Consider the following 25303-nt stretch of genomic DNA (forward strand, 5'->3'; position numbering starts at 1 on the left):
CGTCACGGGATGTTCTTGCGCTCGATCGTGAGGCGCGGGTCGCGGCAGAAGCCGCAGTCCGGCCCGGTGAACCGGCGCGCTGCCGCTTGATCGTACCACAACTGCCATTCCAGCCACGCGCCGACGACCTCGGCCGCGATGCCGCCGTTCGGCTGCATATACGTACCGCCATGGCCGACCGGGATGTTGACGACCGCCGCAGGGATGCCGCCGATACGCCGGTAATCGTCCATTCCGTTGGCATAGGCGATGTCGGTCGGCCCACCAAGCACGTAGAGCGCCGAGCCGTGCAGCCGTCCGATCGCGTCCTTGCCGACGCGAATGCCCTCGATCGCACCGGGCTGCTTGTTGAAGACGCCGCTGTTCATGACGACGATCGTCCTCACGCGGGGGTCGTCGGCGTTCATCAGCGCCTGAAGCCCGCCGCAGCTGAACCCGGAGATCGCAATACGGTCCGGGTCGATGCGGCCCTCCAGCGGGCTGCCCGCGCGGCCGTTCTCGGCGATTGCCCAGTCGATCGCTTCCTTGAGCGCCGACGCCGGCGTCGCGGCGGTCAACCGGCCGGGCGGGCCGCTACGCTGGGGTTCCGGCTTGGACTTGTCGGGGATTGTCCCCGGCGCGATCGCCAGATAGCCGCGTGAGGCGATATCAAGCAGGTGGTTGCGCGAGCTCGTCCCGTCGGCGCTGCACCCGCCATTGCCGAAGACGTAGATGCCGAGCTTGCGCGCGCCGAGCGTCGACAGGTCGCGCGGGCGATAGACGACGTGGGCGGGGAGGGCAGGGACCGCTTCGTAGGTCGCGGGCCATTTGCCGGAGCCCGGCGTCGTCACCGGCTCGGGTTTCGACGGCCCCTGCGCGGCGACCGGCGTGGCGGCGAGCGCCAGCAGCGCAAGCAGGCCTCTCATGCGAGCAACAGCCGGCGCACATTGCCTTCGGGGTCGTCGACCATGCGGCTGCGATTGTCGAACACCATCGTCTGACACCGCGTCGGATCGGTGGGCGTCCAGGCGAGGCCCGGCTGGCTGGGATTGCCCGTCCGCGCGAAATTGGCGAAGGCACGTGCGCACTTGGTCGCAAGCGAGCGTGCCTCGCGCGTGTCGCCGGTCCCCTGCTCGCACCGCTTCGTATTGTCGAAGAAGAAGGCGAGCTCGGCCGTGTGCCACGCGCCCGCCACCCCATCGAGCTGAGGCGACTGCCACTGGAAATGGTACTGATAGACGGGCGCGCCGCCCTTTTCGTACTTCAGCTTGACCATCCGCTGGACGTTGTTGCGCATCGTCAGCCCCTGCACGCCGTAGCTCAGGGTGCGGATCGCCTTTTCGGGATGTGCCTTCTTCATCGCGTCGACGAGTGCGTTCGCCCGATCCGAGCCCATCGTCGTCGCCAGCTGCGCGCGCCATTCGGCTTCGGTCGGGTTCTGGCTGAAGCGCATGCCTTCCTCGCTGGTCCCGCCGATGATGACGGGGACTTGGCGCGAGGCGTCGGGCGCGGCGTCGAAATAGCTGCGGAGCGTGATGAGGCGACCGTCCACCGTCGGTCCCCAGCCGACCCGCGGCGTGGCAGGGGGCGGCGCGCCGGGGCCGGGCAGGCCGCGCGCGGGGCCGTTGATCTCGCCCGCGACGGCGTTCCCCGCCTCGACAAGCTTCGCCCATTCCATCTTCTGCAGCGCCTCGAGCGCGGTGCGGCCGGTTCCGATATCGAGCCGCTTGACGACGGCGCGAGCGAAGTCGCGCGACTGTTCGGCGCTCGGGCTGTTGCCGCCGCCGCCCGACATGACGATGGCGCGGCCGAACTGACCCTTGGCGCTGTCCATGCCGAGCAGGGTCGTCACCTTCGATCCGCCGCCCGACTGGCCATAGATCATCACCTTGTCGGGATCGCCGCCGAAGCTCGCGATGTTCTCCTGCACCCATTGAAGCGCGGCGGTGAGGTCGGTCATGCCGACATTGACGCTGTCGGCATAGGCGTCGCCGCCCAGTTCGGCGACGTCGAAGAAGCCGAGGACGTTGAGGCGGTGGTTGACCGACACCTGCACCACGTCGTGGTTGCGCGCCATCTGCGCGCCCTCGTGGCTCGGCAGTTCATAGGACGAGCCGAAGGCGAAGCCACCGCCGTGGAAATAGACCATCACCGGGCGATTGCCGCTGAGCGACGGCGTCCAGACGTTGAGCTTCAGCATGTCCTCGCCGAGGAAGCCGTCGTCCCAGTCCTGAAGGAAGGTATGCTCGATCGCGCGCCAGCTGTGCAGCGTCTGCGGGCAATTGGCGCCGTAGACGAGCGCCATATAGGGATCGGTCCAGGGCTTGGGCGGCTTGGCGGGCAGCCAGCGATTGGCGCCGCCGGTGTCGTCGCCGTAAGGGATGCCCTTGAAATGGAACACGTCGCCCGCGACGAAGCCGCGGACCGGGCCGTAGCGGGTGCGGGCAATGGCGCTCTTGGGCGTGGCGCAGCCGCCGGGGCCGCTATGCGCGCCGGTCTTGACGCTGTCTGACGCCGTTGCCGCGGTGCCGCCGCCCGCCAGCATCAGGCCCGCCGGCGCCGCACCGAGCAGCGCGCGCCGATCGAGGTTCACACCCTTCATCCCGCTCTCCCTTACTATATCCTATAGGATCAGCATGACAGAAGCGCGGACGGGATGCCAGCATTGTGTCGGAGTATTCGGTCTGCTTCGTTGCCCCGGACTTGTCCCGGGGCAACGGTTCGCCGAAACATCGCGGCCGCTGCGGTTGCGGCACGATGGACCCCGGAACAAGTCGGGTGACGAGGTTCGAACGGTCGTTCAATCCTCTCAGATCGGATAATGCCCGGGCTCGGTTTCGATCGTGATCCAGCGCAGTTCGGTGAAGGCGTCGATCCCCGCCTTGCCGCCGAACCGGCCGTAGCCCGAAGCCTTGACCCCGCCGAAGGGCATCTGCGCCTCGTCATGCACGGTGGGGCCATTGACGTGGCAGATGCCCGACTTGATCCGCCGCGCGACGCGCAGACCCCGCGCGGTGTCGCGGGTGAAGACGGCAGCGGACAACCCGTATTCGGTGTCGTTGGCAAGCTCGATCGCATGATCCTCGTCGCGTGCGCGGGCGATGCCGACGACCGGGCCGAAGCTCTCGTCGCGGAACAGCTTCATGTCGGGCGTCACCTTGTCGATCACGTGCGCGGGCATCAGGACGCCTTTCGCTGCGCCGCCATTGACCTGCACCGCGCCCGCCGCCACCGCGTCGTCGATCAGCGACTTCACATGATCGACGGTCTTGCGATCGACCACTGCGCCGAGCGGTGCCTTGCCCTCGCGCGGGTCGCCGACGGGCATCGAGCCCACCTTGGCCGCGAACTTCTCGACGAAGGCGTCGGCGACCGCGTCGACAACGATGATCCGCTCGGTCGACATGCAGATCTGGCCCTGGTTCATGAACGCCCCGAACGCCGCCGCCTTCACCGCCTCTTCGAGGTCGGCGTCGTCGAGGACGATCAGCGGCGCCTTGCCGCCCAGCTCGAGCAGGACGGGCTTCAGATGCTCGGCCGCGCGCTTGGCGATGATGCGACCGACCGCGGTCGATCCGGTGAAGTTGATGCGGCGCACCGCCGGATGATCGATCAGCGCGCCGACGATCTCGCCGGCATCGGCAGGGGCGTTGGTGACGATCTGGACGACGCCTTGCGGAAGCGCCTCGGCGAACGCCTCGGCGATCAGCGAATGGGTGCGCGGGCATTGCTCGCTCGCCTTGAGCACCACCGTATTGCCGCAGGCGAGCGGGACGGCGATCGCGCGGACGCCGAGGATGATCGGGGCGTTCCACGGCGCGATGCCGAGCATCACGCCAACGGGCTCGCGGATCGCCATCGCGATGCAGCCGGGCTTGTCGGACGGGATCACCTCGCCGCCGATCTGCGTCGTCAGTGCCGCCGCTTCGCGTACCATGCCGGTCGCCAGCATCAGGTTGAAGCGCGCCCAGCCCTCGGTCGCGCCGATCTCGCCCATCATCGCCTCGACAAAGGCATCGGCGCGGGCGGCGAGTGCGTCGGCGGCCTTGTTGAGGGCGGCGCGGCGCGCATTGGGGCCGAGCGCGGCCCAGGCGGGGAAGGCGGCGACTGCGGCCTCGGCGGCGAGGTTCGCGTCGGCGACGGTCGCGGCGGGGGCGGTGGTCGCGACCTCGCCGGTGACGGGATTGACGCGGTCGAAAGTGCGCGCGGGCGCTTCGGCTAGATCAGTCATGGATCCTCTCGGCTGTTTGTTATGCGTCATAACTCCCGGCCGGGGGGCTCGCAAGAAAAAGGGTGGCGGCGCCGAAGCGCTGCCACCCTTCAAGGTTCGCCGTGCGGCGGGGGCTCAGAATTTGAAGCGGACGCCGGCGCGATAGGTGCGCCCGAGCGCGTCGTAGAGCGCGGGGTTCGAGAAGAAGGGCGACAGCGCCGGATCCTCGTCGAAGAGGTTGTCGACCTTGAAATAGGCGGTGACTTCCTCGGTCAGGTTGTAGGTGCCGCCGACGTCGAAATAGAAGGCGCCGGGCACGAAATTGTCCTCGGGGCTGATCGTCTGGTTGTTGCCGGTCGAGACGGGGCACGAGCCCGGATTGCACTCGACATAATTGTTGTTGATGACGCCCGAGGTGAACCAGCGCTGCTGGAGGAGCAGCGAGAACTGGTCGTTCGAGTAGCTTTGCGTCACCAGCCATTTCCAGTCGGGCGTGGCACCGAAATTCTGCCCGGCGGAATCGTTGGGGATCGTGCCCGGCAGGCCCGAGTCGCTGACATATTTTGCGACGTGCGTGGCAAGGCCGCGCAACACGAACTGGCCCGGCAGGCCCAGCGGATTGCGCCACTGATAGCTCGCCTCGATATCGAAGCCTTCGGTCTCGATCGACGCGAAGTTGAACGACTGGACGTTGATGAAGTTCGGGCCGTTCGGGTTGTTGAGGTTGAAGGCGTCGCAGGTCTGCGGAAGGATGTTGGTGAAGCAATAGTTGACGATATCGCCCGCACCCAGGCTCCCGATCACGTCGTCGATCTTGATGTTGTACCAGTCGAACGAGATGTTCAGCCCCGGCAGCCACGAGGGATTGGCAAGTGCGGCGCCGAGGGTGTTGTAACGTGCGATCTCCGGCGTCAGCTCGGTATTGCCGACGCTGTACTGAAGGGCCAGCACATTGCGGTTGTTGAAGGGGTCGAAGAAGTTCGGCAGCGTCGTCGTGACGGGCGCCGCGAACAGTTCCGACAGGTTGGGCGCGCGGATGTCGCGCGACGCGACGCCGCGAATGCGGAAGCCGTCGAGCGGCAGATCCCAGGTGCCGCCGATCTTCCACGTCCAGACGGTACCCGACGTCGAATAGTCGGTTACGCGCGCCGCGCCGTTGATGTTCGCGCGGCCAAGCCCATCCGAGTTGATGATCGGAAGATCGACTTCGACATAGGCTTCCCTGACGCTGTAGGCGCCGGTGCCGGGGTAATAATTGCCGGCATACCAGTTGGCACCGCCCGCCAGCAGCGTCGGGTCGACGGGATAGTTCGCGTTGTCCGGCGCGTTGCCGAAGCCGCCGCCATAGGGATCGCCATAGACCCGGTAGAATTCGTGGCGCGCCTCGCCGCCGAACGCGACCGAGACGGGGCCGGCCCACAGATCGAACGGCTGACCCGAGAAGTTGAGGCTGACCACATCCTGCGTCTGGCGCGTGCGCTGGAACGGGCCGTTCTCGGGCTGGACATAGCGCAGCGCCGCTTCGGACGGATTGCCGCCGATGATGTTGAGCGGCTGGCACCCGTTGGCGCGGGCGACGGGATCGCGGCAGACGATCTGGCCGTTCAGGGTGATGGCGTCGATCGCGCGGTCGAAGCGGCGCGACAGGTGGATGTTGCTGACCTCGATGTCCGAATAGTTCGTGCCGTGTTCGAAGTAGATGTCGTAGTTCCAGTCGGTGCCGAACACGGGCGTGCGGCCCTTGGCGCCGGCGACGAAGCGATACTGGCGTCGATCGGTGCGGACCTGCGTGCTGCCGAGCGAGGCGTTGCTGGTGCCAAAGCGGAAGCTGGTGATGCCCGCCGCCGCGCACTGGTTGCGCACCAGCTGAGGCACGAACGGATTTTCGCACTGGATGGTCAGGTTGGGGCGGTTCTGGCCGTTGATCGGCTGGTTCTGCGTGCGGACCTGGCCCAGGTTCACGCTGACATAGAGTTCGTTGTTCGGCGCGAAGTCCCAGCCGAGGCGGGTATAGGCGTTGAGCCGTTCGATCGACGACTTGAGCGAGCGGCCCGAATCGACGTTGCCCGATACGTCGCCGCCCTGGCAGAAGCCGAAGTCGCAGCCGATGACCGTGCCCGCGGCATTGCGCGCCGGGACACCGTTCGAGCCATACTCGAAGGCAAAGGGATTGCCCGCTTCGTCGAACGCAGTGCCCTGCAGCGGGCCGGCGGTGATGAGGCCGAATTTGGTGAAGCCGATCGACTGGGCGAAGTCGCGCAGCACCAGCTGGGGATTGCCGTCGTTGGTGATGTTGCGGTTGACCAGCGTGCGCTGCACGAACCAGTCGCGGCCTCCCGCCAGGCCGATGCCATAGGGGCCGGGACCGACGCCCGCCTCGTTGCCGTACTCGGTGCTGACGACGAGGTGGACGGTTTCGTCGAGGAAGCTCGTGCCACCCGCCAGCTGGACGAGGACTGTCTCGTCATCGGCGTAATCGGTAATGCTGCCCTGGACGTTGCCCTTGATCCCCTTGAACCGGGTATCGGTGATGAAGTTGACGACGCCGCCGACGGCATCCGAGCCGTAGGAGGCGGAGGCGCCGCCGTTCACCACGTCGACGCGGCGAATGAGCAGCTGTGGGAAGAGGCTGATGTCGGGCACGCCGGTCACGTTGGCGCCGACGACGCGCTGCCCGTCGAGCAGCGTCAGCGTGCGGATCGCGCCCACGCCGCGCAGCGAGAAGGAGCTGAGCCCCTGCGCACCCGAGGAGGTCGAGAAGGTGTTGGTCTGCGTACCCGAGGACCCCTGGAGCGAGGGCAATTGCGCGATCGTCGTGAAGACGTTGGGCTGGGCATTGGCGGCGATCTGTTCCTCGCCGATCACGGTGGTCGGCGTCGGTGCGTTGAAGCCGCTGGCCTGAATGCGCGAGCCGGTGACGACGATGTCCTGCGCGCTGGTGGCGATATCGTCGGCCTGATCGGACGGCGGCGTCGCCTGTGGCTCGGGCAGCGGCGCGGCGGCGGGCGGCGTCTCCTGCGCGAGCGCCGGCGCGGCGAGCAGGCAGGTGGCGAGCGCGGCGAGACTGGCAGCGCCGGTGCGGCGCCACAACAGACCCGGAACGGTACGATTGCTTGCAGACATCTCTCTCTCCCTGAACCCCCGAGGGGCTTGTCGTGCGGTGCCGTATCCGGCCCGTTTGCCGCGTTACGCGATCATTGACGCAATATCGTATACTATATGATCCATGCCGGTGCAAAGGTCTTCGTTGCCGGCCGGCTTGCGCTTGTCGCCGCCGACTCGCCGACCCTCCTTACCCTCTTATCAAGTGCGATAGATAACGCTACCATCCGCTTCATGCGAGCGTGCATTGCACTTGTCAATAGTAGGACTATAGTCCCCGCTCGCAACGGGTTCCGTTCAGGCATTAAGGCACTGAAGAAGCCTGTTTGTACGAAAGAGGGCGCCATCATCGACTCGTCGCACAAAAAGCGGCACGGGCCGGGCGGATGATGACGTTAACGGGAGGGGTGATGAAGGTCGGACGCATACCGAAGCTGCGCTGGACGATCATCGCGTTGTTCGTCGGCGCGATGGTCATCAACTATCTCGCGCGGTCGGTGCTCGGCGTCGCCGCGCCCGTCATCCTTACCGAACAGAATATCTCCAGCGAGCAATATGGCTGGATCACCGGCGCCTTCCAGATCGGCGTGATGTTCCAGCCGCTCGCCGGCTACGTGCTCGACGCGATCGGGTTGCGCACGGGCTTCGCGATGTTTGTCGCGGCGTGGTCGATCATCACCGCGGCGCATGCGCTGGCGAGCGGCTGGATGGGCTTCGCCGTGCTGCGCGGCGCGCTGGGCCTGGCCGAGGGATCGGCGCAGCCCGCGGGGCAGAAGCTGATCGCCGAGTGGTTTCCCGCCAAGGAGCGCGGGCTTGCGGGCGGCATCTACAATATCGGCGCGTCGTTCGGTGCGGTATTCGCGCCGCCGCTCGTCGCATGGGCGGTCATGACCCAGAGCTGGCGGCTGGCCTTCATCGTCGCCGGGGGCATCGGGCTGATCTGGGCGGTCTTCTGGTATCTGTGGTTCCGCACGCCGCAGCGTCATTTCGCGCTGGGTGCGGCCGAGCGCGACTATATCCTGTCGGGGCAGGAGGCGCGGCTGGCCGCGACCGCCGAGCGGCCGCGGATGCTGACCCTGCTGCGCCGCCGCGACCTGTGGGGCATCGCGCTCCCCCGGATGCTTGCCGACCCGGTATGGGGGATGCTGAGCTTCTGGATGCCGCTCTACCTCGCCCGCGTCCGTGGCTTCGACCTCGCGCAGATCGCGCTGTTCGCTTGGCTTCCTTTCCTTGCCGCCGACCTCGGCTGCCTTTTCGGGCCGGCGATCGTCGCGGCGCTTCAGCGGCGCGGCGTCGACCTGATCGACGCGCGGCGCTGGGCCTTCACCACCGGCGCCGTGCTGATGACGGGCATGGCCTTCGTTGGTATCGTTACCAATCCCTATGCCGCGATCGCACTCCTCTGCCTCGGCGGTTTCGCCCATCAGACGCTGTCGGTTACGGTCATCACCATGGCGAGCGACCTGTTTCGCCGCAACGAGGTGGCGACTGCTGCAGGCCTGGCGGGCTTCGCGGGCAATCTCGGTGTGCTGGTCTTCTCACTGGTGCTCGGGGGCATGGTCGACGATGTCGGCTATGAGCCCTTTTTCGTGCTTCTCGGCGTGCTCGACCTGATCGGCGCGCTTCTCCTCTGGACGCTGGTGCGCAAGCCGCGATGACCCTGATCCGCAATCCTATCCTGCCGGGCTTCAACCCCGACCCGTCGATCGTGCGCGTCGGCGAGGATTTCTACATCGCCACCTCGACCTTCGAATGGTTTCCCGGCGTGCAGATCCATCACAGCCGCGACCTTCAGCACTGGCGGCTGGCGAGCCGGCCGTTGATGCGTCCCGCGCAGCTCGACATGCGCGGCGATCCCGATTCGTGCGGGGTGTGGGCGCCCGACCTCTCGCATGCGCATGGCCGCTTCTGGCTCGTCTATACCGACGTCAAGCGTTACGGCACGACGACGGTCGACGGCGCGACGGGCGTGTCGCTGCGCGATTTCCGAAACTACCTCGTCACCTGCGAGACGGTGGACGGCGAGTGGTCGGACCCCGTCTTCCTCAACGGCAGCGGGTTCGATCCCGCGCTGTTCCACGACGACGACGGGCGGACGTGGCTCGTCAACATGCTCTGGGACCATCGCCCCGGCCACGGCCGTTTCGCCGGGATCGTCGTGCAGGAGTTCGACCACTCTGCAGGGCGGTTGGTGGGCGAACCCCGCAATATCTTCCCCGGCACCGACCGCGGCTTCACCGAAGCCCCGCACCTCTACAAGCATGACGGCTGGTACCATCTGCTCGTGGCCGAGGGGGGCACCGGCTGGAACCATGCCGCGGTGATGGCGCGCTCGCGCGATCTGTTCGGGCCGTATGAGGTGCATCCGGATGGCGCGGTGCTGACCGCGAACGGCCGGCGCGAGGGGGCGTTGACGCGCGCGGGGCATGCCGACCTCGTCCACCTCGCCGACGGGACGCCGTGGATGGCCTATCTCTGCGGTCGCCCGGTCGCGTCGAGCGAGCGCTGCATCCTGGGGCGCGAGACCGCGATCCAGCCGATGGTCTGGGGCGAGGACGGCTGGCTGCGCACGGTGGCGGGCGATGGCGAGCCCGATCCGGCACCGCCCGCGCCGCTGCCCCCCGCGCCGTGGGACGAGCCCGAGTGGGACGGCGGCTTCGACGGCCCCGACCTGCCGCAGCCGCTGCAATGGCTGCGCAGCCCGTATCCGGAGCGATTGCTCAGCCTGACCGAGCGGCCGGGCTTCCTGCGCCTGTATGGCCGCGACACGGTGGGCAGCCTGTTCGAGCAGGCGCTGGTCGCGCGGCGGCAGACCGACTTTCGCTATCGAGCCGAGACGCGGCTCGAGTTCGAGCCGCGCGACTTTCAGGCGGCGGCGGGGCTGATCTGCTACTATAACAGCACCAAGTTCCATTACCTCCACGTCAGCCGCGACGGCGACGCGCGCGTGCTCCAGCGGATGACCGCCAATCCCGAGGACGGCGCGATCGAGATGGTCTTGCTGGGCGAGTTGCCTGACGGCCCGATCGAGCTGGCGGTCGAGGTCGATGGCGTGGCGCTCCGCTTCTTCTGGCGCGCGGACGGGGCCGAGTGGCAGGCGGCGGGCGAGCCGCTCGACGCCAGCATCCTGTCGGACGAGGCGACGCTGCCGGGGCTGCCCAACTTCACCGGCACGTTCGTGGCGATGGCGTGCCAGGACATGAGCGGGCGGGGCACGCCGGCGGACTTTGCGTGGTTCCGGTATGCGGGGCGGGGGTAGGGGCGGTGTATCATAGAATCTAAAATGTCGGCTTTGGGCAGGTTAGGTGCCGTCCGGATTCATCCGGAAATCGTGCCCACACTTGGAGCAGATTGCGTCGGGGATAGGGGTGCCTGCTATGCCCAGCGGTCCCCAGTTTGGACCAATCGTGTAGGGAGATTTCCCGAATTTGGGGCAAGCGATCGTCAGCCCTAGAAACACCTGCAAGGCGAATCCAGCAGCGAAGACGAGCTAGCCTTTCATGACATGGTCTTCGTCGGCGACGAAGAACCAAACCACTCCCACGAGAACCAGCATGAGTGGGAGGGACATGACGAAGGAATATGCTCGTATGCGAACCATGCGTTTGCTTACATGAGGTAGCTCATGTTCGCTATTGGACGAAAGCCGACTTCGCAAAAGTAGCCACCTCAGCCCCGCGGCCCCGCCACCGACTGCCGCTCGACAATCTCGTGGTCGAGGATGCAGTCGCCCGGCTCGCCATGCCCCAGCAGGCGCGCCAGTGCTTCCGCCGCCAGCCGATGCACCGGCTGGTGGATCGTCGTCAGCGGCGGCCAGAGCGTGACCGCGGCGGTGGTGTCGTCGAAGCCCGCGACCGACAGCTCGCCCGGCACGTCGAGGTGGCGGCGGTGCGCGACCGAGACGACGGCGGCGGCCATGTCGTCGTTGCTCGCGAAGATCGCGGTCGGCGGGTTGTCGGCGGCCAGCAGCTGCTCGCCTGCCGCGAGGCCCGAGGCATAGCTGAAATCGCCCTGCGCGACCCGAACCTCGACTCCGCCCGCCTCGCGCACCGCGGCATAGAAGCCGGCCATGCGCTCGGCGCTCGCCGCCTGGTCCGGGTTGCCGAGGATGAAGCCGAGCCGGCGATGGCCGAGCGCCAGCAGGTGCCGCGTCATCTCGTACGCCGCCAGCCGGTCGTCGATCCGCACGCAGGTCGCGCCCGCCACGCCGTGCGCACCGACCGCCGCGATCGGCACGCCCGCCGCGCGCAGGATCGACAGGACGGGCAGCGCCTCACCGAGGGGCGGCGTCACGACGACGCCCGCGAGGCCCGAGGCGACCAGCTCCTCGATCGCGGGCAAGGGGGGCGGGTGGCCGTTCTCGCCGCGCAGCAGGATCAGGCGCGCGCCGCGGGTCGAGGCTTCCTCGAACACGCCGGTCAGGAACTCGCTCATGAACGCGCGACTGGGATTGGAATAAAGGACACCGACACGCAGCTCGGTCGAGGTGACGAGGCTGCGCGCGGCGACATTCGGGGTGTAATCGAGCGCTTCGATCGCGCGCTGGACGGCGGCGCGCGTCTCTGCGGCGACGCCGCTCTTGCCGTTGATGACGCGGCTGACCGTCATTGGCGACACCCCCGCCGCCGCCGCCACGTCGATGATCGTCGCGCCCCGCGCGCCGCGTGCCCCGTTCTTCACGGATATAGGTGTATCTTTTGTTGGGCTGGAGCGGAAGCGGGACACATCTCAAGTCCGTCCCTGACTAAGGCGCCGGCTGGGCAGGTCCGTGGGGTCGAAACCACCCCACCTCGAACCTGCCCACCCCCGGCCCCTCCGTTCCAGGGAGGGGAGAAGTGCCTTCAACGCTTCGGTGCGAGATAGCCGTGCATGCCCATCCAGCGGGTGAAGGCATCGAACCAGCCGGTGCTGGTCGTCGACTTGGGATACATGCCGAAGCCGTGGCCACCCTGTTCGTAGAGGTGGAACTCGACCGGGCGCTTGGCCGTGCGCCAGGCGTCGATCAGCCCGTACTGCGGCGAGCCGAACAGCGGATCGTCGGCCGCCAGCGCGACGAACATCGGCGGCGCGTCGGCGGGGGCGGGCATGGCGTTCAGCGGGCCATAGATGTTGCCGATAAAGGCGGGCTTGGCATCGACCCCGTTCAGCGTCGTCGCCATCGTCAGCATCGCGCCTGCGGAAAAGCCCACCATGCCGATCCGGTCCGGATCTACACGCCATTCCTTGGCCCGGGACCGGATCAGCGCGAAGGCGGCGCGCGCGTCGTCGATCTGCGGCGCGAGATTGGCCATCATCGCCGAGGCGTCCGGCCGGCGCGTGGCGCGAGCGGCACCCGAGAACATCGCCGTCATCGAAGCCTCGAACCCGGCCATGTCGGCGGGCGTCTGGTTGAGGCGATACTTCAGGACGAAGGCAGCGACCCCCTTTGCATTGAGCGCCTTGGCGACGTCCCAGCCCTCATTCTCCATCGACAGCGTGCGAAAGCCGCCGCCGGGAGTGACGACCACCGCCGCGCCCGTCGCCTTGGCGGGATCGGGGAGAAACGGGGTCAACGTTGCGACGGTGACGTTGCGCGCGAACACGCTGCCATACTGGCTGTGCCAGCTCTCCTTGTTCGGCGCGTTCGGCAGCTCGCCCGTATTCAGCAAGATCGCCGTCGGCTGGGCCGGGATCGGAATCGGCGTCATCTTGTCGTTTTGGGCGTGAAGCGGTGTGACCGCTAACATCGCGAGGCCTGCCGCCATCAGGCGCAGCTTTCGCCATCCTCCCGTCATAGTCGCTCTCCTATAGGATTTGCTCCAATACTCCTACTAAGCGTCCGAATGGATGTCACGCGCGATTGCATTGCCCCAAAGCAATTGCGCGAGAAATTTTGGCGTCCGGCGCAACGAGGCGGCGGTTCAATAGAAGCGCGCCGCGTCGTCCGGGTCGGCGGGCGGGGCATCGGCCGGGGTCATGACGAACTTCACCCGATCGATGCAGCCGCTCCGCCCTTGCGCACTTGGCTTCAGCCTGGCCATGCGCAGCATCTGCGTTGCCTGACGCCCGAAATCGGCGGTCGGCTCTGCCGCCACGACGGTCAGGTTGCCGATTTCGCCCCACGGCGCGACGTCGTAGCGGACGATTGCCCAGCCCTCGATCCGGCGGCGGCGATAGGGCTCGGGGAAGGTCAGCGTCGGCGCCTTTGCCCAATCGCGTCCGTCGGGGCAGGTGGGGGAGGGGGCCGCGACCGCGTCGGGCATCGGCGGCGCGGGGAGCGTGTCGGCGGTACGCCAATAGGGATAGACGCAGCCTGTCCGCGCGCCGCCCGAGAAGCGCGAGGCGCGCATCGCCTTCACGGACGCCGCGTCGAGCGCGCGGTTGCCCGTACCCTCGACCGCACGGACGCCGGTCGGCTTGCCTGCCGCATCGGTGTCATAGGCGACCAGCGACCAGTCCTGTACCCCCGGGGTTCCCGCAATGTTTCGAAAGTCGGGCATGGCCCGCATCAGCGCGCCGGGCCGCGGTCGGTCGGCGCAGTTGCCCGCCGGGCGGATTCGATCCCAGCCCTCGCGCGGCAGCCGGCCCGACCGCGGGTTGATCGTGTAAGAGACGAGCTCGGCCACCGGCGCCTCGCCAAGTGGCGTCGAGACCGGCGAATAGGTGATCGAACAATCGCGGCGTGCGGCGGCCGGGAAGCGGCTTGCGGCGAGGGCAGGGAGCAGGTCGTCCGGATGATAGCGATAGCCGCCCGGCGCCCGATCGATCGAGACCGGCCGGCCGTCGGCGGCGATGGCGAAGCGAAGCTCGACCGGTGCCTGCGTCGCGGGACCAGAGCCGTAACGGAGCGTGTTTCCCGGCCGCCGGATCGGCGCGGCTTCGACGGGTCCGTCGGCGCAGCGAACCGGTCCCGGGACCCAGCGAAGAAGCTCCGGGTCGGGGCGGGGCGGCGTGGCGCCGTCCTGGATGGGCGGCGGCACTGGCGGTGCGGGCGGCGCAACAGGTACGGCCTGCCCGACTGCGAGGGTGGCAGTCATGGCGACAATGACTGGATTTGACACGCAACCTCCCGATTCGACCTCGGTCGGGCAGGCACGCTAATCTGCGACTATGTGACTGGCCAGCCGCCCCTTTTCAGACGCGGCCCTTGAGCGCCTTCTTGAGGCGGGCATGGGCGCTCGCCTTGATCTGACAGATGCGCGCGGCGCCCACGCCCACCACCTGGCCGATCTCCTCGAGGTTGAGTTCCTCGACATAATAGAGCTGAATGACGAGCGCCTCACGCTCGGGCAGGTCGGCGATCGCGCGGGCGAGCGCGTCGCGCGTGCCCGCTTCGGCGAGGGCGGAAAAGGCGTCGGCACTGTCGTCGGCGAACCAGGCGGCCTCGTCCGAATAGACCTCGTCGATCGAATCGAACCGTACCGCCTCGGCGCTGGCATAGTCGGTGCGCAGCTTCTCGATCGTGACGCCCAGCTTCTCGGCGATCTCCTCCTCGCGCGGGGGCCGGCCGAGGGTGTGGGTCAGCGCGGCGAGCGTTTCGTGATAGTGCCGCCGCCGTTTCATCGCGCCGCGGGTCAGCGTCGCCTGTCGCCGCAGCTCGTCGATCATCGCGCCGCGCACGCGCGTCATCGCGAAGTTGCGGAAGCTCGTCTCGCCCCGATCCTCGAAGCTCCTCGCCGCCTCGACCAGCGCGACCATGCCGATCTGAATGAGGTCCTCGACCTCGACCAGGCTGCTCATGCTGCCATGGACGTGCCAGGCGACGCGGCGGACCATCGGCAGCTCGGCGCGGACCTGTGCCTCGACATCGCGGACTGCGGGCGTGGTCGGGCGATAGGTGAAGAGCGTCATGTCGTTCACGCCGGCAATGCCCCCGGCGCGCCGATCACCGCGACGACCTCGACCGCCTTGTCCTCGGGCACTTCGAAGAAGCTCATGACCGGCGTGTCGGGCAGGCAGGAGCGAACGAGCTTCCTGATCGCCAGCCGGATCGAGGGCTGGACGACGAGCGCAAAGGGCTTGGCCTCGGCCATCAGCGGCTGGGCCGCATTCTGGAGCGCGTCGACGATACGGCGGCCGAGATCGGGCTCGATCGTGTGGCGGCGGTGGACGTCGGCGCGCATCGCCTGACCGAGCAGCGCCTCGAGCTGCCCCTCGAGCGTCATCACGCGAAGCGGCTCGCGCACGCCGCACAGTTTCTGGACAATGAGCGGGCCGAGCTCGGGACGGATCGCCTCGATCAGTTCCTCGGCATCGAGCGTGCGCTGCGCGGCGACGGCGATGGCGGCGGCGATGCGGCGGAACTCCTTGAGCGGGATGTTCTCGGCCAGGAGCCCGCGCAGCACCTGCGTCAGCGTGGTGAGCGGCAGCGGCGCGGGGCAGAGCGCCGCGACGAGCGCGCCGGCGCGTTCCTTGAGCCCGTCGAGCAGCGACTGCACCTCGTCCGGGCCGAGCAGGTCGGCGGCATGCTGGACGAGCTGGTGGTTGAGGTGCGTGGCGATGACGGTGCCGGGATCGACCACGAGGTAGCCCATGCCCGTCGCCGCATCGGCATCGCCCGCGGCGATCCAGGTGGCGTCAAGGCCAAAGGTCGGGTCCTTGGCGGCCTTGCCGCGCAGTTGCCCCACGCCAGTGCCGGTATTGAGCGCCAGCATCTCGTCGGGGCTCACCTGATCCTCGCCGACGACGACGCCGCCGACGACGATGCGATAGGTGAAGGGCGCGAGGTTGATGTCGTCCCGCACGCGCACCTGCGGCACGACGAAGCCGAGGTCCTTGGAAAGCTGGCGGCGGACGCCGGTGATCCGGCTCATCAGCGGAGAGCCTTTGCGCTCGTCGACCAGGGGGACGAGGCCGTAGCCGATGTCGAGCATCACCTGCATGCCGTCGGTCACTTCCTCCCAGCCGATGCGCGACAGGTCGGGCGCGGGCGGCGCGGGTTCGGGCGGGGGCGGGCGGTCGGCGGCCTTTTTGAGGCGCCAGGCGCCGTAGCCAGCGGCGGCGGCGGCGGGCAGGATGACCAGCGTCGGCATGCCGGGCAGCAACGCGAGCAGGCCGAGGATCGCCGCGACCGGAGTCCAGGTACGGTGCGACGCGAACTGGCTGCCGATCTGGCCAGACAGGTCGTGGGATGAGGTCACGCGGGTGACGATCGCGGCGGCGGCGATCGACAGCATCAGCGCGGGTATCTGCGCGACGAGCGCGTCGCCGATCGCCAGCATGATGTAGTGGGAGGCGGCTTCGCTCAGCGACAGCGAATGGCTGGCGACCCCGATGATGACACCGCCGACGATGTTGATCGCGAGGATGAGGAGGCCGGCGACCGCATCGCCCTTCACGAACTTCGACGAACCGTCCATCGAGCCGTAGAAGTCGGCCTCGGTCGAAACCTCGACGCGGCGCGCGCGGGCTTCGTCGGGGGTGATGAGGCCGGCGTTGAGGTCGGCGTCGATCGCCATCTGCTTGCCCGGCAGTGCGTCGAGTGTGAAGCGCGCGGAGACTTCGGATACGCGCCCCGCGCCCTTGGTCACGACGATCATGTTGATGATCATCAGGATCGAAAAGACGAGGATGCCGACGACATAGTCGCCGCCGATCAGGAAGGTGCCGAACGCCTCGATCACATGGCCGGCCGCCGCGCCGCCTTCGTGCCCGTGCACCAACACCACGCGCGTCGAGGCGACGTTGAGGCCGAGGCGGAAGAGGGTGACGAACAGGAGGACGGTGGGGAAGGACGAGAAGTCGAGCGGCTTCTGCGCGTTCAGGGCCACCATCAGCACCGCGAGGCTGAGCATGATGTTGGCGATGAAAAAGACGTCGAGCAGCGCGGCCGGAATTGGCACGACCATCAGCACGACGAGAAGCAGGATCGCGCCCGGCAGCGCCATCGAGCGCGATGCGCCGGCGAGGCCGCCTTTTGTCAGCGAAGCGAGCATCACGCCCCCAGATTGGCGAGCATGAGATAAGCGAGACGCGCGGTTTCGGGCGTCGGACGATAGGGACTGACCCGGTCGCCTTGCCCGCGGGGCTGGCTGCGCACGACATTGAGATTGGCGAGCGTGGTCTCGAGCCAGGCATCGTCGCCGCCCTCCGCCTCACTGCCGAGGATCACGTCGATGCCGGGCAGGCGCGGCGTCGCTTCAGCCTGCGCGAGCTGGATGCCGCCGGGTATCGCGCGTGCAGCGGTCTCGGTGCCGCGATCGAGCTTGCCGGCGAAGCGATTGTAGATTTCGGAGAGGCTGCGCGGACGCCCGCCTTCGGCATAGAAGATGCTCGAATTGGCGCGGGCGGCTGCGGGGAACATGCCCGCGGCGCTGCGGCCCGGGTTGGCCTGCATCTGGGCGAGGAACTTCTTGGCGCCGCCGATGCCCAGGAAATGCGCCATGTAGAGATCGGTGCCGGTCGCCTCGCGGCCCAGCATGCCTTCCAGCTCGGCCTTGTTGTCGGCCGCGTGTTCGGCGGCCATCAGGCTGGCGGCGCGCGGGTCGGTGCGCAGACCCAGGATCGCCTGGCGCGCATTGGGGTCGGTGACATAATAACGGCCATTGCCGCCGCGCTGGATGCGGTCGGCGGCCCAGCCCATGCCGTGCTCGGCGCCGTGCTCCTTCATCACGCCCAGCCAGCTCTGCTCGATGAACTGATAGAGGCCGGTGGCCGAAGAGGTGCGCGCACGGGCCCCGGCTCGCATGCCGCTCTCGATCTGCGCCTGGCCGAGCAGATAGGAGAAGTCGATGCCCGTCCGCCGGCTCGCCTCGGCGATCGCCGAGTGCGGGCTCGATGCCGTCATCGGAATGTCTGCCGCGGCTGCGGCGCGCATGTTCATTGCAGTCAGGCCCCCGTATTCGGGGACGCAGCAGCAAGGGGCGTGCCAAACAGGCCCGCGCTAGCGCGCGAGCGGAGAGATCACCAGATGGGCAGGGTCAGGCGTAGACGCCCGCGCGGTATGGCGCGACCGCGGTACCGGCAAGCGATTGCAGCCGGCGGCGGACATTTGCCGCCATCAGGTTGACATAGATGCGCGCCGTCTCGTTCAGCCGCTGCGCCTCGTGCGCGAGCGCGCGGGTCTCGTCGGTCAGGGGCTCACCCTCGCAGGCGGCGACCGCCTCGATATGGCCGAGCTTGGCGGCGGTTGCACGTTCGAGCGCGCGGGTGTCGTTCGCCTTCAGTGCCGCGATCTCGGCATGGAGGCAGTCGATCACCTGTACGAGAGCGTCACGCCGCGTCATCGGGTTTCCAGTTGAGCTTGAAGGCGAGCAGTCGATCGGCGATCGTCGAGGGGACGATGGGGAATGAGCCGTCCTCGACCGCCTTCTTGATCCGCGCGACGCGTTCGGTATCGACGGGCGGCTTGGCGGCCATCTCCCGCGTGACGGCGACCGCCGATGAGCGGACCGTTTCGGCCGCCTGCGGCGATACCCCGTCGGCGACGCGCGCGACCGGCGCGGTCGGCGTCACCGGGGCGAGGCCGGGCTTGGCAATGGGCTTCGAACCGATCGGGTCCATGACGATGTCCGCTATCCACAAGGAGAGACATTTCGGGTAACGACCCTTGCCGCGCGGGCTTTAGGATTTTTTTCATCTGCCGCGCCGCCGACGATTTGGGCCGCACCGGCAAGCGCCGCGTTGTCCGCGAGACAGCGAGGAGAAGCGGGCGATGAGCGAGGACCTGACCGGCGCCGAGATCGCGGAGACGGCGCCCGACGTCTTCGAGGCCAAGGCCGAGGCGCCGCCGCACCGCATGGCGCTGCTCGCGGTGCTGGCGGGCATGTTCATCGCCTTCGGGTCGATCGCCTATCTGGTCGCGCAGGCAAGCGGCCCGCCGTCGGGCACGACACAGCTTCTCTCGGGCCTCGCCTTTTCGGTCGGTCTGATCCTCGTCACCGTGACAGGAGCCGAGCTGTTCACCGGCAACACGATGTTCGTACTCGCCGCCGAAACCGGCGAACTCGGTGCCGCGCGAATGCTGGCGGCGTGGGTGATCGTATGGCTCGGCAATCTGGTCGGCAGCGTGATCGTGGCAGCGTTATTCGTCGCTGCAGGCGGCGGCGCCGGGATCGAGGGCGCGGTCGCCGACGCGGCGCTATCGACCGCCGCGACCAAGACGGGGAAGACCACACTCGCGCTCGTGAGCTCCGCCGTGCTCGCCAACATGCTCGTCTGCCTGGCTGTCTGGATGGCGATCGGCGGAAAGTCGCTGCCGGCGAAGATCCTCGCGATCATCGGCCCGGTGACGGTGTTCGTCGCGGCGGGTCTGGAACATTCGATCGCCAACCAGTCGCTGCTGGCGATCGGCTGGCTGATCCAGTCGGACGGCGCCATCGGGCTGGCAGCGATCGGCCGCAACCTCGGGCTGACGACGCTTGGCAACATCGTGGGCGGCATGGCGGTCGCGCTTGCGCTCGGCCATGCGCAGCTGAAGTCACCAGCCGGGTAACGTCACCCGGCCCATGTCGACCGCGACCGCCTGAATCGGCGGCTTGGCGGGATCGACCTTGACCATCAGGCGGCCACCCTTCGCCGCGTCGCCCATTGCCACGCCGTCGCGCGTGATCGAGAAGCCGGCGGCACCCGCCTCCACCGTCACCGGATCGCCCCGCTTGACGACAATCTCGGGCTTGGGCGGGGCGACGGGTACGGCGGCGGCGGCGGCGAGGACAGGTCGCGCCGCTGCAGGGGCCATCTTGACCGGCACATAGATCTTCCAGACCGGCGCCATGCAGCTGACGACGACGGCGTCCTTGTTTGTGCCCCGCCATTCGAACTGGGGCATCGGGCATTGCGCCAGCTTGAGGCGCGCGTCGACACGGGTGACGGCGCCGCCCTCCTCGCCGATCGCGCGGCCGGTGAATTGCTGGACCGCGGTGTCGATCAGCGTCGTCGACTGGAAATCGGGCGCGCCGGCCAGTGCCAGCATCAGAAGGGCAGGGGTCATGGCAAGGCTCCTGAAACAGCGGCAAGCGGCAATTGCCGGGCGGCAAGCACTTGCCGCCCGCCGGCAAAGCCGACCGAGAGAAGGACGTGGCGGCCGTTGCTGGCCGGGTCGGTGGAAATGACGATGCGGTCGCGCGAAATGGCGCCACCGCGAACCAAGGTCGCGGCGACGCCGCGCGCGCGATCGGCGGCGAGGATCGGGGCCGCGCCCGTCAGCGGATCGCGGTCCGCACTGCTGCCGTCGGTCGATCCGGTGACGGTGATCGTGGTGCGTGGGTCGGCCGCTGCCTCCCGCGCCCAGCCGATCAGGTGACCGAGCGGCGGCGTGGCGGCATCGGCGATCCCGAAGCCGCGCACCGCGGCGCGGTCGAGCGTGATCGGCTCGGCTTCGGGCAGCGCGCCGTCGAAGCCCTTGCGGATCGCGGCGGCCAGCTGGCGCCGGTCGAGCTGGCTCGACTGCACGAAGACGAAGAAGCCGACGAGCAGCAGGCACAGGTCGGCAAGCGTCACCAGCCAGAGCGGCCGACTGGGTTCGAGGCCGTCGAAGCGGTTCATGCGGCCATCCCGGCGCGCGGCCGCTCGCGCCGGGCGAGGGCGAGGAGCGGTGCCGCCAGCCGCTCGCGCTCGAACGCCTCGGCGCGTGCGAGGCGGCGCAGGCGACCGGCGATGGGCTGCGCGATCAGGTTGCCGAGGAGCGCGCCGTAGAGTGTGGCGAGCAGCGCGACCGCCATCGAGGGGCCGATGACCGCGGGGTCCTGCATCGCGGTGAACATGCGGACGAGGCCGATGATCGTGCCGATCAGGCCGAAGGCGGGCGCCGCCTCTGCAATGCTCGCCCAGACCTCGGCGACGGCGAGGTGACGCTCTATGCGGGCATCGCGGGCGCGGAGGATCGCGGCCTCCACGGCCTCGGGCGGCTCACCGTCGACGATCAGCCGGACAGCGAGCGCGATGTCGGGATCGTCGATGACCGAGCGGTCGAGCGCCATCGCCCCGTGCTTGCGCGCGATGCGGCCGAGCGCGGCGATCTGTTCGACTTCCGCATCGAGCCGCGGTGCGCGGCGGCCGAGCACGCGCAGCGCGCCGATCGCGCGGATCATCAGGCCAGGTGGAAAACGCACGAGGCTGGCCACCGCAACGCCACCCAGCACGATGGCGGCGGCGACAGAATCGGCAAAGGTCGCAAGCGGGTTCATGCGCGTGGTTGCAGCAAGAGCCGTGCCAGGGTCGCCGCGTTGCCGCTTTGCCGGCCAGGCGGCAAGATGTTGCCGGTAGAGCAGTGACTCAGGCTTCACCGGACCTTTGCCTCGCTCGCTGTGAGCGGAAGAAGGAGGACGCGGGACCCGGCTCGCACGGGTACGACGTAGCGCGGGTTCACGCGAAGGCGCGGAGAGCGCGGAGACGTTGCGCCTGTTGCCGCTTGGCGGCTGACGACGGTGCCCTAACCACGGCGCAGGCCCCCCCGCATCGACACCCCCGGCATCTCCAGGCGAAGCCAATGCAAAACTGGCACGCCCCTTGCTGTCATCCTGCCGGGACGATCCCACGCGCAGGGAAAGGAGGCGCGGCGACATGGCGAATGAAGGACTTTTCGGCGTTCACGGCACCGCGCTCCAGGTGCGCTCGCAGCGCATGGGCAAGCTCGCCTCGAACATCGCCAACGCCTCGACCCCCGGCTACCAGGCCAAGGACATCGACTTCCAGGCGGCGCTGCGCGGGGCCGAGGCGCCCGGCGGCCGTACCGACATGTCGATCACCGCCGCGACCCGCTATCGCGTGCCGACCCAGGCCTCGATCGACGGCAATACCGTCGAGCTTTCGACCGAGCAGACCGCCTTTGCCGAGAATGCCGTCGCCTATCAGACGACGCTCGCGTTCCTCAACGGTCGCATCAACACCATCACCCGCGCGCTGAAGGGCGAATGACGATGGCGTTCCAGCAGAACCCGATGAACATCTTCCAGGTCTCCGGCCGCGCCATGTCGGCGCAGCTCGTGCGGATGAATACCACCGCCTCGAACCTCGCCAATGCCGGCGCCGTGTCGTCGAGCGAGGCCGCCGCCTATCGCACGCTGAAGCCGGTCTTCCGCACGCATTTCGACGCGGCGAGCCAGATGGCGACCGTCGATGTCGAGCAGGTCAAGACCGCGGGCGAGGCGCCGACCAAGCGCTACGATCCCGGCAATCCGCTCGCCGATGCCGAGGGAAATGTCTGGGAAAGCGCCGTCGACGAAACGCGCGAGCTCGTCGACATGATGGAGGCAGCGCGCAGCTATCAGAACAATGTCGAGGTGATGCAGACGGCCAAGTCGCTCATCACCGAAACCCTCCGGCTGGGACGCTAAGTCATGGCGACGACCTTCGACGGCACGCTCGCCGGGCTCGGCATCAACCGCACCGGCACGTCGGGCGTGAAGACGATCACCCGCGCCCAGCAGCAGCAGATGGGCCAGGACGATTTCCTGCAGCTGATGACCGCGCAGCTCAAGAACCAGGACCCCTTCTCGCCCGTCGACAACACCCAGATGGTCGCGCAGATGGCGCAGTTCTCGTCGCTGGCCGGCATCACCGAGATGTCGACGACGCTGAAGTCGATCGCCGACAAGCTCACCGGCACGACGATGGGCGACGCGCTCGGCTGGGCGGGCAAGACCGTGCTGACCGAAGGATCGGTTGCCTATCCGCGCGCCAGCGGCGGGCTGGAGGGCGCGGTCGAGATCGACAAGGCGGCGACCGACGTCACCGTCACGATCAGCGACATGAACGGCGGCGTCCTGCGCACGATCCCGCTCGGCGCGCAGAAGCCGGGCACCGCCAATTTCGATTGGGACGGCAAGACCGAGGCGGGCGAAGCCGCCGGCGCCGGCCCTTTCAAGGTGACGGTCGCCGCCAATGACGGCGCCGCGCCGGTCGCGGCTCGCAGCCTCGTGTGGGCGCCCGTCGCCTCGGTTTCGCTCGTCGAGGGAGAGCCCGTGCTGACGCTCCCCGGCATCGGTCAGGTCAAGACAAGCGCCGTCCGCTCGGTCGGCTGAACTCCGTTTCGCAAAGGAAGAAGCAATGTCCTTTTACACCTCGCTCAGCGGTCTTCAGGCCAGCCAGAAGGAAATGTCGACGATCAGCCACAACCTGGCCAACGTCGCCACCGACGGCTTCAAGAAGAGCCGCGTCGAATTTGCCGACGTCATCGCCTCGAGCGTGACGGTCAGCCCCAATGCCCAGGTCGGCTCGGGCGTCGTCACCAAGTCGATTCGTCAGCAGTTCGGCCAGGGCAACCTGATTCAGACCGGCGGCGCATTCGACCTCGTCGTGTCGGGCGACGGCTTCTTCATGACCAAGCCCGCGGCCGAGGGCAGCCAGACCACCTATACCCGCAACGGCGGCTTCAACGTCGACAACGACCGCTATGTCGTCGACGGCAATGGCAGCAGGCTTCAGGTCTATCCCGTCGACGGGTCGGGCGCGGTGATCGCCAGCGGCATCGACGGGCTCGCCAGCCTGCGCCTGCCCGAGACGAGCGGCACGCCCAAGGCGACCGGGGCGGTCGCGCTCAACCTCAACATCAATGCCGGTTCGTCGATCCCGAGCGCGGCGTTCGATCGCCTCGACGCCACGACGTACAACCAGTCGACGCAGACGACGATCTACGACGGCAACGGCAACCCCGTCACCATGACCAACTATTTCGTGCGCACCAAGGCGCCGACCGTCGCCGACCCGACCAGCCAGTGGCAGGTGTACAGCTTCGTCGGCGACACCCAGCTGGGCGTCGATCCCGCCAATCCGCAGCCGGTGACGCTCGATTTCGATACCGCCGGCACGCTGACCGCGCCGACCGCGCCGACCGCGTTCGGTCCGTTCACGCCGCTGGGGTCGAGCGCCGAGCAGACGCTGAGCCTCGATTTCACGGGCACCGCTCAGTCGGCCTCGCCCTTTGCCGTCGTCAACCGCACTCAAGACGGCGTCGCCGTCGGCAAGCTGCAGTCGGTCGCGGTGGACGAGAGCGGGATCGTGCGCGCCACCTTCTCGAACGGCGATGCCAAGGCGCTGGGCAAGGTCGCGCTCGCCAATTTCTCGAACCCCAACGGCTTGCGCCAGCTCGGCAACAGCAACTGGGCCGCCACCGGCGTGTCGGGCCAGCCGACGCTGGGCGAGGCGGGCGCCAATGGCTTCGGCGGGCTGATGAGCGGCATCGTCGAGGGATCGAACGTCGACATCACCGAGGAGCTGGTCGCGCTGATCGCGGCGCAGCGCAACTTCCAGGCGAATGCGAAGGCGCTCGATACGTCGAGCCAGATCTCGCAGACGATCTTCAACATCCGCTCGTAAGCGAACGCGGGGGCAGGGGCTTAGGCGATGGACAAGATGGTCTACACCGCGCTGTCGGGGCTGAAGAGCCAGATGGCGGCGCAGAGCGTGATCGCCAACAACATCGCCAATGCCTCGACCATCGGCTACCGGCAGGATCGGGTGAGCTTCGAACGGCTGATGCTGAAGGGGCAGGCGTTCGAGACGCGCTCGCCCGCCGCGGAGGAAGTCGCCGACTTCGACCGCCGGTCGGGCGCGATCGTCTCGACCGGCCGCAACCTCGACGTCGCCGTCACCAGCGACTCCTGGATCGCGGTTCAGGCGACCGACGGGACCGAGGCCTATACGCGCCGCGGCGACCTGAAGGTCGCGCTGTCGGGGGTGCTCGAGACCGGTGACGGCTATCCCGTGATGGGCGAGGCCGGGCCGATCACGATCCCCCCGCACGACCGCATCATGATCGCCGACGACGGCGCGATCAGCATCCAGCCCAAGGGCGCCGAACCGGGCGCACCGATGCAGCAGATCGGCCGGCTGAAGCTGGTCAGCGCCGAGGGGTCTAAGACGCTCAAGGGTCTCGACAACCTGCTTCATGTCGAAAATGGCGGCGTCCTGCCGACCGACATGGCGGCGCGCGTCGCCTCGGGCAGCCTCGAACAGTCGAACGTGAACCTGACGCAGGCGCTGGTCGACATGATCGAGAACCAGCGAGGTTACGAGGTGCAGGCCAACCTGCTCGCCGAAGCCAAGAAGATGGACGAACAGAGCGCATCACTGATGCGCATCCAGGGTTAAGGA

23 protein-coding genes are annotated in these 25303 nt (G+C 68.1%); 8 read left to right on the forward strand and 15 right to left on the reverse strand.

Translation table 11 applies throughout. The features are described from left to right. Positions 1 to 2: 2 nt before the first annotated feature. From COC42_RS13690 to COC42_RS13705, 4 genes are all read right to left on the reverse strand, one after another. The gene (locus COC42_RS13690) at positions 3 to 905 is read right to left on the reverse strand and encodes an alpha/beta hydrolase (protein ID WP_096343846.1); all 903 of its coding nucleotides are present in this window, start codon (positions 903 to 905) and stop codon (positions 3 to 5) included. Continuing rightward, a complete protein-coding gene (locus tag COC42_RS13695) occupies positions 902 to 2581 on the reverse strand; it encodes a carboxylesterase/lipase family protein (protein ID WP_096343847.1) in 1680 nt (559 codons plus the stop codon). Before COC42_RS13695 ends, COC42_RS13690 begins: the two co-directional genes overlap by 4 nt. A 207-nt stretch (positions 2582 to 2788) precedes the next feature. Next, positions 2789 to 4210 carry an aldehyde dehydrogenase gene (locus COC42_RS13700; RefSeq protein WP_096343848.1) on the reverse strand — a complete coding sequence of 474 codons (1422 nt, stop codon included), beginning with the start codon at positions 4208 to 4210 and terminating at the stop codon, positions 2789 to 2791. Positions 4211 to 4324: 114 nt separating this feature from the next. Further along, positions 4325 to 7312: a TonB-dependent receptor domain-containing protein gene (locus tag COC42_RS13705; RefSeq protein WP_096343849.1), complete on the reverse strand. Its 2988-nt coding sequence runs from the start codon at positions 7310 to 7312 to the stop codon at positions 4325 to 4327. A 389-nt stretch (positions 7313 to 7701) separates the two neighbouring features. Between COC42_RS13705 and COC42_RS13710 the strand changes: the two genes are divergently transcribed. Together COC42_RS13710 and COC42_RS13715 are read left to right on the forward strand one after the other, a co-directional pair. Continuing rightward, entirely contained in the window at positions 7702 to 8949 is a 1248-nt protein-coding gene (locus tag COC42_RS13710) for an MFS transporter (RefSeq protein WP_096343850.1), read from the forward strand. Then, positions 8946 to 10550, forward strand: coding sequence for a glycoside hydrolase family 43 protein (locus tag COC42_RS13715; protein WP_096343851.1), 1605 nt, complete (start codon positions 8946 to 8948; stop codon positions 10548 to 10550). The genes COC42_RS13710 and COC42_RS13715 overlap by 4 nt, the downstream gene beginning before the upstream one ends. Positions 10551 to 10960: 410 nt before the next feature. On the opposite strand, the gene COC42_RS13720 is transcribed toward COC42_RS13715, so the two are convergent. From COC42_RS13720 to flgM, 8 genes are all read right to left on the reverse strand, one after another. Beyond that, complete coding sequence (locus COC42_RS13720; RefSeq protein WP_217991305.1) at positions 10961 to 11977, reverse strand: LacI family DNA-binding transcriptional regulator; 1017 nt, start codon at positions 11975 to 11977, stop codon at positions 10961 to 10963. A 155-nt stretch (positions 11978 to 12132) separates the two neighbouring features. Beyond that, complete coding sequence (locus COC42_RS13725; RefSeq protein ID WP_245844253.1) at positions 12133 to 13035, reverse strand: alpha/beta hydrolase; 903 nt, start codon at positions 13033 to 13035, stop codon at positions 12133 to 12135. Between the two features lie 156 nt (positions 13036 to 13191). Next, positions 13192 to 14307: a TonB family protein gene (locus COC42_RS13730; RefSeq protein WP_096343853.1), complete on the reverse strand. Its 1116-nt coding sequence runs from the start codon at positions 14305 to 14307 to the stop codon at positions 13192 to 13194. Positions 14308 to 14404: 97 nt separating this feature from the next. Further along, on the reverse strand, positions 14405 to 15121 hold the full coding sequence (locus tag COC42_RS13735) for a sigma-70 family RNA polymerase sigma factor (protein WP_096344210.1): 717 nt from the start codon (positions 15119 to 15121) through the stop codon (positions 14405 to 14407). Between the two features lie 5 nt (positions 15122 to 15126). Beyond that, positions 15127 to 17205, reverse strand: a complete 2079-nt coding sequence (flhA, locus tag COC42_RS13740; RefSeq protein WP_096343854.1) for a flagellar biosynthesis protein FlhA — start codon at positions 17203 to 17205, stop codon at positions 15127 to 15129. Beyond that, complete coding sequence (locus COC42_RS13745) at positions 17205 to 18086, reverse strand: lytic transglycosylase domain-containing protein (RefSeq protein ID WP_245844137.1); 882 nt, start codon at positions 18084 to 18086, stop codon at positions 17205 to 17207. The genes flhA and COC42_RS13745 overlap by 1 nt, the downstream gene beginning before the upstream one ends. A 103-nt stretch (positions 18087 to 18189) precedes the next feature. Next, positions 18190 to 18495 (reverse strand): flagellar protein FlgN, encoded by a 306-nt coding sequence (locus COC42_RS13750; RefSeq protein ID WP_096343856.1) that lies wholly within the window; start codon positions 18493 to 18495, stop codon positions 18190 to 18192. Further along, positions 18482 to 18772, reverse strand: coding sequence for a flagellar biosynthesis anti-sigma factor FlgM (gene flgM / locus COC42_RS13755; protein WP_096343857.1), 291 nt, complete (start codon positions 18770 to 18772; stop codon positions 18482 to 18484). The genes COC42_RS13750 and flgM overlap by 14 nt, the downstream gene beginning before the upstream one ends. Before the next feature lie 151 nt (positions 18773 to 18923). Here flgM and COC42_RS13760 point away from each other — a divergent pair, with 151 nt between their 5' ends. After that, on the forward strand, positions 18924 to 19703 hold the full coding sequence (locus COC42_RS13760; protein WP_096343858.1) for a formate/nitrite transporter family protein: 780 nt from the start codon (positions 18924 to 18926) through the stop codon (positions 19701 to 19703). Here the strand turns inward: COC42_RS13760 and COC42_RS13765 are convergent. From COC42_RS13765 to COC42_RS13775, 3 genes are read right to left on the reverse strand one after another with little or no spacing between them, the layout of a single operon-like run. Further along, positions 19689 to 20201 carry a flagella basal body P-ring formation protein FlgA gene (locus tag COC42_RS13765; RefSeq protein ID WP_096343859.1) on the reverse strand — a complete coding sequence of 171 codons (513 nt, stop codon included), beginning with the start codon at positions 20199 to 20201 and terminating at the stop codon, positions 19689 to 19691. The genes COC42_RS13760 and COC42_RS13765 overlap by 15 nt on opposite strands. Then, entirely contained in the window at positions 20198 to 20755 is a 558-nt protein-coding gene (locus COC42_RS13770) for a flagellar motor protein MotB (RefSeq protein ID WP_096343860.1), read from the reverse strand. The genes COC42_RS13765 and COC42_RS13770 overlap by 4 nt, the downstream gene beginning before the upstream one ends. Then, positions 20752 to 21396, reverse strand: a complete 645-nt coding sequence (locus COC42_RS13775; RefSeq protein WP_096343861.1) for a motility protein A — start codon at positions 21394 to 21396, stop codon at positions 20752 to 20754. Before COC42_RS13775 ends, COC42_RS13770 begins: the two co-directional genes overlap by 4 nt. A 376-nt stretch (positions 21397 to 21772) precedes the next feature. Here COC42_RS13775 and flgB point away from each other — a divergent pair, with 376 nt between their 5' ends. The 5 genes from flgB to flgF are packed head-to-tail and all read left to right on the forward strand — an operon-like array spanning position 21773 to position 25300. Next, positions 21773 to 22126, forward strand: coding sequence for a flagellar basal body rod protein FlgB (flgB, locus tag COC42_RS13780; RefSeq protein ID WP_096343862.1), 354 nt, complete (start codon positions 21773 to 21775; stop codon positions 22124 to 22126). Next, positions 22123 to 22545: a flagellar basal body rod protein FlgC gene (flgC, locus tag COC42_RS13785; protein WP_096343863.1), complete on the forward strand. Its 423-nt coding sequence runs from the start codon at positions 22123 to 22125 to the stop codon at positions 22543 to 22545. The genes flgB and flgC overlap by 4 nt, the downstream gene beginning before the upstream one ends. Before the next feature lie 3 nt (positions 22546 to 22548). Beyond that, a complete protein-coding gene (locus tag COC42_RS13790; RefSeq protein WP_096343864.1) occupies positions 22549 to 23232 on the forward strand; it encodes a flagellar hook assembly protein FlgD in 684 nt (227 codons plus the stop codon). Between the two features lie 25 nt (positions 23233 to 23257). After that, on the forward strand, positions 23258 to 24526 hold the full coding sequence (locus COC42_RS13795) for a flagellar hook protein FlgE (protein ID WP_096343865.1): 1269 nt from the start codon (positions 23258 to 23260) through the stop codon (positions 24524 to 24526). Positions 24527 to 24553: 27 nt separating this feature from the next. Further along, entirely contained in the window at positions 24554 to 25300 is a 747-nt protein-coding gene (gene flgF, locus COC42_RS13800; protein WP_096343866.1) for a flagellar basal-body rod protein FlgF, read from the forward strand. Positions 25301 to 25303 lie beyond the last annotated feature (3 nt).

The sequence above is a fragment of the Sphingomonas spermidinifaciens genome (genome assembly GCF_002351485.1).
Lineage (GTDB): Bacteria > Pseudomonadota > Alphaproteobacteria > Sphingomonadales > Sphingomonadaceae > Sphingomonas > Sphingomonas spermidinifaciens.